At 42.2% G+C, this 10,887-nt stretch carries 5 protein-coding genes; 1 reads left to right on the forward strand and 4 read right to left on the reverse strand.

Annotation, left to right across the window (positions count from 1 at the left end):
- Nucleotides 1–157: 157 nt before the first annotated feature.
- Nucleotides 158–1,342 carry an MFS transporter TsgA gene (gene tsgA / locus OK023_RS16270; RefSeq protein WP_317693695.1) on the forward strand — a complete coding sequence of 395 codons (1,185 nt, stop codon included), beginning with the start codon at nt 158–160 and terminating at the stop codon, nt 1,340–1,342.
- 278 nt (nt 1,343–1,620) lie between these two features.
- Here tsgA and OK023_RS16275 read toward each other — a convergent pair whose 3' ends face one another.
- The 4 genes from OK023_RS16275 to OK023_RS16290 all read right to left on the reverse strand — a co-directional run bounded on the left by OK023_RS16275 (nt 1,621) and on the right by OK023_RS16290 (nt 9,650).
- The gene (locus OK023_RS16275; protein ID WP_317693696.1) at nt 1,621–5,742 is read right to left on the reverse strand and encodes an RHS repeat-associated core domain-containing protein; all 4,122 of its coding nucleotides are present in this window, start codon (nt 5,740–5,742) and stop codon (nt 1,621–1,623) included.
- Nucleotides 5,743–5,920: 178 nt separating this feature from the next.
- Complete coding sequence (locus tag OK023_RS16280) at nt 5,921–6,283, reverse strand: DUF4150 domain-containing protein (RefSeq protein ID WP_317693697.1); 363 nt, start codon at nt 6,281–6,283, stop codon at nt 5,921–5,923.
- Nucleotides 6,276–7,427, reverse strand: a complete 1,152-nt coding sequence (locus OK023_RS16285) for a DUF2169 domain-containing protein (RefSeq protein WP_317693698.1) — start codon at nt 7,425–7,427, stop codon at nt 6,276–6,278. The genes OK023_RS16280 and OK023_RS16285 overlap by 8 nt, the downstream gene beginning before the upstream one ends.
- Nucleotides 7,428–7,508: 81 nt before the next feature.
- Entirely contained in the window at nt 7,509–9,650 is a 2,142-nt protein-coding gene (locus tag OK023_RS16290; protein WP_317693699.1) for a type VI secretion system Vgr family protein, read from the reverse strand.
- Nucleotides 9,651–10,887: the final 1,237 nt, after the last annotated feature.

Below are 10,887 nucleotides of genomic sequence, written 5' to 3' on the forward strand. Positions count from 1 at the left end.
AAATAACTCCAAGATGCAGGGTAGGTACAACTGAACGACACATCGGTCAGAAATCAATTTGAACGCGACTTACAACCAACTTACAGATGGAACATCCCCCTTTGTAATTTCAATGGCGACGGATATACACCTCAACAGACACAATCAGGCCTATAACATGAATGACAGCAACCGCATCCGGCTAACATGGATCAGCTTTTTTTCTTACGCGCTGACCGGTGCATTAGTGATCGTCACAGGGATGGTGATGGGAAATATTGCAGACTACTTTAATCTGCCGATTTCCAGCATGAGCAATACCTTCACATTCCTCAACGCGGGTATCTTGATTTCGATCTTCCTAAATGCCTGGCTGATGGAGATTATCCCGCTCAAACGTCAATTGGTCTTTGGCTTCATCCTGATGGTGCTGGCAATCGCCGGGTTGATGGTGGGCAAAAGTCTAACGGTGTTCTCATTGTGCATGTTTGTGCTCGGCGTTGTCAGCGGTATTACCATGTCGATCGGAACCTTCCTGATCACGCATATGTATGCTGGCCGTCAGCGTGGTTCACGTCTGCTGTTCACCGATTCTTTCTTTAGCATGGCTGGAATGATCTTTCCGATCATTGCCGCGACCTTGTTGGCACGCAGCATAGGTTGGTATTGGGTTTATGCCTGTATTGGTGTGCTCTATCTGGTTATCTTTGTATTGACCTTGTGTTCCGAGTTTCCGGTGCTGGGTAACAAAGGTGAAGAAAGCGGCGAACCGGTAGTGAAAGAGAAATGGGGGATCGGAGTCCTGTTCCTTTCTATCGCGGCACTGTGCTATATCCTGGGCCAATTGGGTTTCATTCAATGGGTGCCGGAATACGCGACCAAATCGTTCAGTATGGAGATCGGCCAAGCGGGGAAAGTGGTCAGCAACTTCTGGACTTCGTACATGGTTGGAATGTGGGTGTTCAGCTTTGTACTGCGCTTCTTCGATCTGCAACGCGTCGTTACCGTATTGGCAGCCTTGGCGACCGTCGCAATGTACCTGTTTATCAGCACCGATAACCCAACCCACCTGGGCTACTACATGCTAGCGCTAGGTTTCGTCTCCAGTGCCATCTACACGACGTTAATTACGTTGGGTTCACTGCAGACCAAGGTTTCTTCACCCAAATTGGTCAACTTCATTCTCACCTGCGGCACCATTGGTACGATGTTGACCTTTGTGGTTACTGGCCCGATCGTTGCTAAAGGCGGCGCACACGCCGCACTGACTACGGCTAACGGCCTGTATCTGGTGGTGTTTGTGATGTGTCTGCTGCTTGGTTTTGTCACCAAACACCGCAGTCATGGACATACCACACACTAAACTCTGATCATTGGCGTTCAAGGGTTCTGCCACGTCAGAACCCTTTTTTATTGCCTTCGTTGCATTTAACGCTGGAAATCAACCTTCTCTTACTGTGCCAGATACAGTGTTGTTTCCGCAGGTTGGATCTCCGCAATAACTACGCCATTGCGGAGATCCGCGCACTGTGTGACGAAGGGATCAGCACTGATGGTGAAATAGGGCAAACAGTGGTCACCATCCTATCAGCCGTATCACAGGCCAGACACAGAGAGCGGCGTCCATCACATCAGTGCAACTCATAAGAGCAATTCATAAGCATCAGGTGGAATGACTCTGTTTATCAGAACTTCTTGGTCCCGTCGGGCCCACATTTGTGCAGATCCTTTCAAACCATGCCCATTGCTAATATCTTTTATTGCATTATCGGGAATTTTTGATAAGTCGATTTTAATTATCTGCCCTTTCACAATTTTTTTTATCTGCCCTTCCGATTGATCATAACACTTGACACGCTCCAAAGATTTGCTTGTTGATAGGAATTGAGTTTGCAAATCCTGTCCCCCAGGATGATCACCTCCAGGAATGACACCGCCACCCACATGCATTTTGTGGGAAAAATCAGCATTAGGGTTTTTGGCTTCAATACCAACTCCCAAAATTGCCGACAAGTACTGAGGATTTGTTAAAGCTCTATATACAAAACCGGTGTGTTCATTTACTAATCCCATAGGGTCAATCCAAACTGTTGGATTAGGCGCATACTGATAAGCATTCATTCCACCAGCCAAGCCTATAGGGTCAGGGGTAATAAAACGCCCAATATCAGGGTCATAGTAACGATGGTAGTTGTAATATAATCCTGTTTCTTCATCATGGTATTGCCCTTGGAAGCGCAATGGCTGACGTATCGCATCGTTATTATCCTGTTGTTCTGAGGAATCTATCGCCGCTACCTTCCCCCAGACTTTATAATGAGCACGCCATACGATCTGCCCGTTCATTGTTGTCAGTTCGTGTGGTGCACCGACTTGATCGGTATGATAATAGTAAATATCTTTCTCCGAAGTGCCTTTTTGGACAATTTGCGCCAATGGAGAGAAAGTGCCAGGTTCATATAAAAAGGTAGTCGTCTGCCCTGCTTTTATTTCGCTTAATAACTGGTTATCGTCCCATAAAAAAAACACCGCCTCATGGGTGCTCTTTTTGTAAATCCGGCGTCCCAGCGCATCATAATTATATTTGGTCACCATATGGTTACCTCCAAAACGCATTTCCGCACGCTCGAGTTGGTGCTCGGGGTTATAATGCAGGAGAAGGCAACTATCTTTACCCATGGTCTTTTCCCTTAGATTCCCGTAAAGATCATAGGAATAGTGGCAATTCTGGTAACCACTGAGGCGGTTATCAATTACCCTATTTGCATATTTTGATGAAGCGTTTTCAATCAAGTTATGTGCGGGATCAAAAGCAAAAATCTCATCACCAGCCTTGAGTATTCGATTAAGAGCATCATATTGGTAATTTCTTTCTTTATCAAAAGGGCTACTTATACTTTGTAAATTACCCGCTCTGTCATATTGGTAGGTACGAGAAATAATGGGAGTAAAGAGCTCTTTAGGAGAGGTTTGGGGTAAAACCTGTTGATGTTGTAATTGTCCTAGAGGGCTGTATTGAAAATGACTGATTAACTCACCCTGTGTGCAGGAGACTGTGCGATGCATGCTATCCCGTTCCATTTCACAAAGCACTTCCCCATCAACATTAATCTGTAGCAAATGGCCTGGACCGTAATAAAAATAATCCAATTTTGTATAGCTAGGAAGGATTGTCTGACAGCGGTTACCATAACTATCATAAGAATGCAGAAGAGTTTGGGTATACCCAAAAGCTTTACATGTTTCTGACATTAACTGATTTATTTCATTATAACTACGCTCAATTATGCTATCAGTATTATAAGCCTTTATCAGGAAGCCATTTTTATTATATTGATAATAATTTCGCATCTCTAGATTGTTTTTTTCGTCACAGGTGATTTTCTCAATAACTCGACCTAACTTGTCTCTATTGAATATTGTCTTAATCCCCTGATTTGGACTATTGCCTATTTGTATAGAACCTTCGCTTCCAAACTCATATTTTTCAAAAAGCTGTCCAGCATCGTTATATCGGTAGTTAGTCACCGTGCCGTCAAAACCTTTTTCACGAATGATTCGGTCATTGTTATCATAGGTAATATAATAATTTGCCCCATTTTCATTCGTCAGGCCAACAAGTCGACGGACATTATCATATTGATAGCAAAAATTATTACCGCAAGCATCAGTACGTATAAGCGGCAACCCGTCAACATCCAGTTGCCAAGCAGTCTTTGCCGACAAACCATTACTTTTTCCAATTTGACGGCCAAGACGGTCATACGTGTAATGATTACTTGAACCATCCGCAAAGGAGGTGGTAAGCAGTTTCCCTCGAAAATCGTAAGTGAACACTAATGTAGTACCGTCAGCTGTAGATAAGGTGTTGACGTTTCCTTTTGTATCGTGGCCAAATCGAGTAATAAAACCGGAACAATCCGTATAGGTAACCAACAGCCCTGCCGAGTTATATTCCATTTGACGAATTTTTCCATCATGACTTTTTATTTCAGTCACTAAACCTCGCTCATTATAGGTATACTCGGTTATATGTCCTAATGGATTAATTTGACGTGAAATACTTCCTGCTGAATTATATTCATAGCGAGTTGCATGACCCATTGCATCTATAATCGCAATAGGACGGTGTTGGAGATTATACCGTATTGCTATACGGTTACCTGCAGCATCAGTGACCGCTGTCACCATACCGTAACTGTTATATTCATAGTGTGTCTGAAGCCCACCAGGCTTAGTAAGGGTGGTCTGACGACCGAACTTATCTAAAATTTTTTGTATTGTTTGTTCATTACCACTGATAACACCCGTTAGCTCTTTATCGGCATTATACTGATAACGCGTAACACGCTGAATAGGATCTGTTACCCAAGTTTCATTAACCCGATAATCAAATAACCAGGTCTGCCCTAAATTTGTTGTATGGCGTACAACCTTACCTTTTATTGTATACTCATCATATTCATAACGCGCAACAAGACCACCTGGTTGACTATGTTCAATAAGAATATGATTTTTATAGCGATACTCACGAATAATATCACCATTCGCGGCATAAACGCCAATGAGATCGCCATCGTCTGAATATCGATAGGTGACTAGTGTTTCAGGATGCTGTGTTTTGCGTTGATCTTTGCAATCGGCACCCCAGCTCAGTTGAGTGACGCTTTGCAAGCGGTGAACTTCGTTGCCATCAGGTCGAGTCAATGTAATAAAATGCAATTTAAGCCATCGCCCAGCAGCATCATAAATATTTGTAGGTAACCCATTATCTTCATAACACAAACGAATATGATTTCCATATTCATCTTGCACTGCCGTCAAAGGGAAATAAGAAACCTTGATTCCTTGAGGGTCATCATCACCTAATGCAAGAGGTGAAAAAATATACTGAACCCGGTTGTCAATGGTACTAATACGGTAGCGGCTATTTCTCTCTCGCGCAAAAAAAAGCTGTTCATTAGGCTCAAATATACGCATCCCTTCTGCAAGTTTAGGTAATTTTATTTCTCTCCCCTGATAATCGATCAATAACATACTATTTGTTTGTTGCAATAAGCGCCAAGAGAATGGAAGAGACCAGCCCTGTCCAAGCCAGTCGTTACCAGACTGATCAGAGAAATAACTACGTTGCCAAAGTAAAGGCAACACTGATGGCAACCTAAAATCAAGTTCGGTTTCTTCCGTTAAAAATTTGCAGCCTAAAACAGGGTTGACGGGGTGCCCACTCTTGGGACAAACCTTCGAAGGGACTGACTTCTCATTTTTTTTATCTTTAACCGAAATACCATCGTCCTTTTTTGCCGCTCGATTTCCAATAGTTTCAGCAGTTTCTTTTTCAGATTGTTTGGCGAGACTTTTTTCAGATTGTTTGGCAACATTTTTTTCTAACTGCTTTGCAACTGTTTTTTCTAACTGCGTTGCAACTGTTTTTTCAGAAACTTTTAATACACTTTTGGTAATTTTATAAGCATATTTTCCACCTTTGGCTAATGATCCCACCCCCGGCACGAAATCCAGTGCGGCAGAAGAAAATGAGATGGCGGCATTCCCATAATCACCTTCTGCTGTGTAAATAGCGCCATTCAGACCGTCAAATATGGCCCCAGCGACCGGGAGCGCTGCAGCAATATCCAAGCCAGTGTGTACGTATTCTTTTATCGAATCCCACCAGCTTTTTTCTTCAGGAGGATTGGTGTCACCGCCCGATGAGTTGGGGCTGGATTGGTTGACAAGTGTTCCTATTGTGTTTCCTTCAGCCATACTGTCAATTATTCTCTCTGAAATTGCTGTTTATGTTGAACAGATTTTTCTCACACATCACATATTTTGCCAATTTAGTATTATTACACCGGGGTATAATTTCATTCACCCATACTCATTTTTTTTACCCTCTAGAATATTCTGCAGCCCACTGAAGGAGAATGTCATAATATGAGATTCACTCAGCGTTAAACTTTCCATTCATATAAAATTCATCTCCATCACGGATGACATATTTTTTCCCGATACGTACTGTATTACTACGTTCTTTCGGCCAGCAATCTCCACCGACGGTTCCACTTTTAATGCCTCCCTGAGTGCCTGCTTCATCCCCTTTCGTTTTCGGTGCTTTACTTTTATTAAACACAAAGGCTGGATCGCCATTGAGCCTGACATCATTTATCGTATCTTGTGCATCTCCAAGATCCGAAACGACTTGATAGGGCACCGGGATGTTGCCTGGCGGGGTAAGGCAAACATCAGGCAATTTACCAATAATCAACCAATTTGAATCTTTTCTTGCTCCGAGTTTTTTAGCCATATAAATTACCTTTATTGAGTAAGCTGGGCGGCAAAGGAATAAACTCTGTAGACGACAGATCTTGTCTCATTGCCGTTGCTCTATCTATTTGCTTTTGCCGGTGATCCACTGCGATATAGCGCAACTGGATCTCCGTAACATTAAGTTCTTCTGCCAGTGTGATTCGATAAGAACAGAACACTTTGCGGGCATTCATGTCGATAATTATCGTATCAAGTATCATATCCTTGGTAATTCCAAGCCTAAATTCTGTATTGAAAAAAATAAACAAGGTTTCTACCGGGATCTGAATACGAATATGTTGATCTGCGATTTCACTTGCTGGTAGTAAGCCAAAAAGCTCTACAGGGATATTATCACAAGGTTTCGGGTGTGAAATTTGAAGCGTCGGGTGTGCTCCACACCAGTATCTGAAATTGAAATCCTCAGGTAAATAAGGATGTCTGTTTTCTACCCATGCGTTATCGTAAGTTCCTGCATATTCGATACGTCCATGCCAACCTCTGCCAAAAAATCCGAATCCCTCTGGAAGAATAAGTTCTTTAATACTGACTACGGGTAAAGTTTCTGATTCAATTTGTGGCGCAGGCAGTTCAGTGACTTTACACGTTTTCAAATATTCAGCAGGATACCATCCCATTCCTAATGGGTTATTGGGTGAAGCGATGGTTTTATCTTCACTCTCATACCAGCCACCGGATGCATACTCATAGGTAATATCAAGCTGTTTGATAGGTTTTGGAAACCCGAGTGACCACCCTAGAGGGGTAAATAGCCAAGAGCGTGGGCCGTGAATACGCAATGACTTTTTATAATTCCCTATCATGACGGATACGTTAAAAGAGGGCGTCGCCTGATCATGAGGAGAATAGGCCGTAGCATTAATAATAATATCTGTTTTAGGTTTATAGGGTGCTAAATCGCTCTCATACTTAACGCTACTACGACTCATATCCTTATAGTTTATATCACTATAGTTTAATGATTCTTGTTTTGATGAAAGGGTAAGAGCACATTGGTTGTTTTTCTCTATTTTCATATCATAAACAACACGAGCAACAACCACGTGAAAACCCGTGTCATTCTGATCTATGCCTTTATATTGTAAGGCAGAAAAAAAACTATAATTTTTAAAATTAGCCATACGATTATCATTATGTTGTCTAGGTTAAAATAGATTATATGATTTCTCTGTTTATAAATTACCTTTAAGGTTCCGCAGGACTTAATTTAAATCAACAGTATCACCGTTAATATTGATGTGACCACTACCACCAATATTAATATCTACTCCATTAATAGTGATATTGCCATTGCTTTCCAGAACAAAAGATACTGAACCTACAATCAACTCAATTTTATCAGTAGCTGTCAGGTTATAGGTTTTACCAACACTAACGGTATGATCCCCACCAATGCTCTTATTTAGATCCTGCTCTACCTCTACTTTCTGTCCCTTATTGATTTTAATATTCTGTTGACCGGATACATCGAGACTATCATCTCCACCAATCGATCTGTCGTGGTTATTTGTGACATCATATCGCTGATTGCCTTTGACCGATTTTTGATGATTTCCCCCGATCTCGATGGTTTCATCCTTTGCGACCGATCGACGGCGATTGGCCATCAGCTCGATCTTTTCGTCACCAACGACTGTTTCAGAACGTGTTCCTTGGATATCCGTTGTCTCATCTCCGCCAATTGCCTTATTACGATTTGCCTGTACTTGATGTACTTCATGGTTTTTCACCTGAGTAAGCAGATCACGTTCGGCTTGCAGCCACACCTCTTCTTGCCCCATACGATCTTCAAAGCGCAGTGCATTCGCATTGTCCAATCCCCCACCTAACGATCGTGATATTAGTCCGCTTTGCGTTGCGTTTCCCGGTAGATCCCACGGAGGCATAGTGACGTTGTTGTATACACGTCCGGTAATAATGGGTCTATTAGGATCACCATTCTTAAAATCCACGATGACCTCAGTGCCTACACGCGGGATATTAACACCACCAAAATTACTGCCGGCCCACGGGTAGGAAACCCTTATCCAGCATGATGAATTGTGATCACACATAGACGATCGATCCCAATGAAACTTCACCTTTACGCGACCATGTTCATCCGTCCAGATTTCTTGCCCAGGCGGGCCTGTCACAATTGCTGTTTGAGGCCCTGTTGTACGGGGTAATTTAGTTTTACGCTCAGGGCGAAATGGTATAGTTACGGGTTGTACGTTAAAGCGCGCCTTGAAATTATAATTGCCAGACGCACTTGCTTCACCCAACTCTTCAGCCTCCAACCATGAATGTGTGACTAAATACTCTCGATTGGCGTTTTTCTGCGGATATCCTTGCAGGTTAAACGTGGTACCACAGACGATATTACGCACATTGCCTTTTCCGGATGCCTGCAAGCTCTTGACTTGAATCTCTTCCATACGCACTCGAGCATATTCATTCCCCTGAGCGGTATCTGTATAGTTTCCTGGCCATTCGTAAATGGCTAAATTATTATATGGATTTGGTTTTGGATCTGAATTTTCTACTGTTAATTCAGCCAATGGCTTCGTGAAGTCAAAATCATTAGTCGTCCACCCTCCTGACTGAATACATTCAGTCATATTAAAAGAACTGATAAACTCTTGTGCATTCCTATCTTCAGAAGGAGAATATGGCAACACCTGATAGGCTGAGCTTGCAACAGGAGCATGAGTTCCCATGCTGTCAGTCAATATCATCCGATGCATGCCATGCTCGTGTTTAAAATACCAATAGATGCCACTACGTTCTAATAAACGCTGAAGGAAGTCATAGTCTGACTCACCGTATTGCACCTCATATTCTATTATCGGATGTACATTTTGAAAATGAAGCTCATAGAAATAAGAATACTGACCGTTCAATAGCTCATCAATAATTTCAATAATTGTTTTTTTCTGAAAAATACGGTAATCAGTACGACGTTTAGCAAGCACAATCCAAGGAGATATAACCAACCTATAAATGTAATAGCGGTCTTTTTTTTCTACTAAACTTGCCTCAGTGACAAGGCCAGATATTTCACGTATCCCCTCACCAATATTTTTTTGCTCTCCCATACCAGAGATGGATATACTTACTCCATCAAGCTGAATTTTCACTGTCATCTCATGACACAGCATTGCGCGTAAGTCCAGATTTGCGGCTTGCTCATCTGGCATATCCAATGATGTCGATAACTCTAGATGGTACTCATAAGGTTGTGATAGTGTTTCAGCACCTGTAATACGTCGCAGTTTTAATGCTGAGCTTCCATCTATTAAACGAGGTAGGAAATCCCCTTCAACTGTAATTGTCCGGTTTGATTCTTGTATAGAATTTTGCATAAAAAAATCCGATTAAGGCACTGTTGTAAATAGTATTCTGCGTTGAAAATCACCCTTAAAAAGGGGGGCGTAAACCAAAATAATTATTAACTAGGCAAACTTCACACTGATGCATCCTTGATTCAAGGCTCTTTTTATACTTTCAGTGTGTACATGATTTTACACCGAGTAACTCATGCGAAGATTTTTGCTATAAATAAAACCCTATTGGTGTTACAAATTTCAAAGCAAAGAAAGACTAAATAATCGGATTTATAAGATTTAACTTTATGTGAAAATTACGAAAGGAACGTTCGATAGTTAATTAAGGTAACTATTAATTTAATAACTAGTAGTTATTTAAATTAAATCAATTTCAATTCAAAAAATATTACCAATTAGTTAAGTCAAAGTAAATTATAAATTAAAGTTTTAAATTCTTTTTTTTACAAAAAAAATAATATTTTATAACGATTCTTTAAGTTTTAAAGCTGTGTTGCATTAAGGGATTCGTCACCGGAACCGCCGAGATTTCCGACTGGCTGTTTTTAGTGCTCTTTTGAACGTAGCGCGTCTTCGGTATGAGTTCAGCGGAGTACTTTTCCCATTTATTTCATCGTATTATACTCTGCACCATATATATTACGTGCCCTGCAAAGCTTTTATTCCTGCATGATAACGGCGAGAGCCGCTTCCTCGACAAACACGGCGGTAATCTCAGTGACTAAACTTTCCGTCGAGAGCATGCCCGCCTATAGTGCCTGCCCCATGAGCGTTCATCGCTACTACTGTTGTGCCTCGCCGAATTGCACACACTCACGCTTCTTCTGCCAGAGTTGTAAAATCACAGCCTGCAACAATTGTGGCCTCGTGGCAACTGAGCCGCAGATTGTCGATAAACTGCACTGGATTATTCGCCACTTTTACCCCCTTGCTTGACTCGTCATGACACTAAGCTGTGCCCCTTAACTGTACGCGAGCGCCGCTGGCGGTCATTTGCGTGCAGAGCAAGGCGTAAGCCGCGAGGTTGGGTGTCCCCAATAAGCGGCGAAAAACGCAGCAATGCACGCCAATGGCGTCAGCCCGTAGGGTCGTACACCAAAAGCCCATTCTCTGTGTTGTCCGGCTTGAACAGAGGGCCCTCTGCCCTTCACCCTCCGCCTTGATAATGGGCTTTTAGGGCTATGACGGCACCACGGACAGTTAAGGGACACAGCCTAATCATACAGATTGGCAACGTAATAACCTGCGGCTTTGC

The sequence above is a fragment of the Serratia sp. UGAL515B_01 genome (assembly GCF_033095805.1).
Classification (GTDB): Bacteria; Pseudomonadota; Gammaproteobacteria; order Enterobacterales; family Enterobacteriaceae; genus Chania.

Coding starts and splice junctions, on each gene's coding strand:
- tsgA (WP_317693695.1), top strand. CDS start 158: ATGAATGACAGCAACCGCATCCGGCTAACATGGATCAGCTTTTTTTCT.
- OK023_RS16275 (WP_317693696.1), bottom strand. CDS start 5,742: ATGGCTGAAGGAAACACAATAGGAACACTTGTCAACCAATCCAGCCCC.
- OK023_RS16280 (WP_317693697.1), bottom strand. CDS start 6,283: ATGGCTAAAAAACTCGGAGCAAGAAAAGATTCAAATTGGTTGATTATT.
- OK023_RS16285 (WP_317693698.1), bottom strand. CDS start 7,427: ATGGCTAATTTTAAAAATTATAGTTTTTTTTCTGCCTTACAATATAAA.
- OK023_RS16290 (WP_317693699.1), bottom strand. CDS start 9,650: ATGCAAAATTCTATACAAGAATCAAACCGGACAATTACAGTTGAAGGG.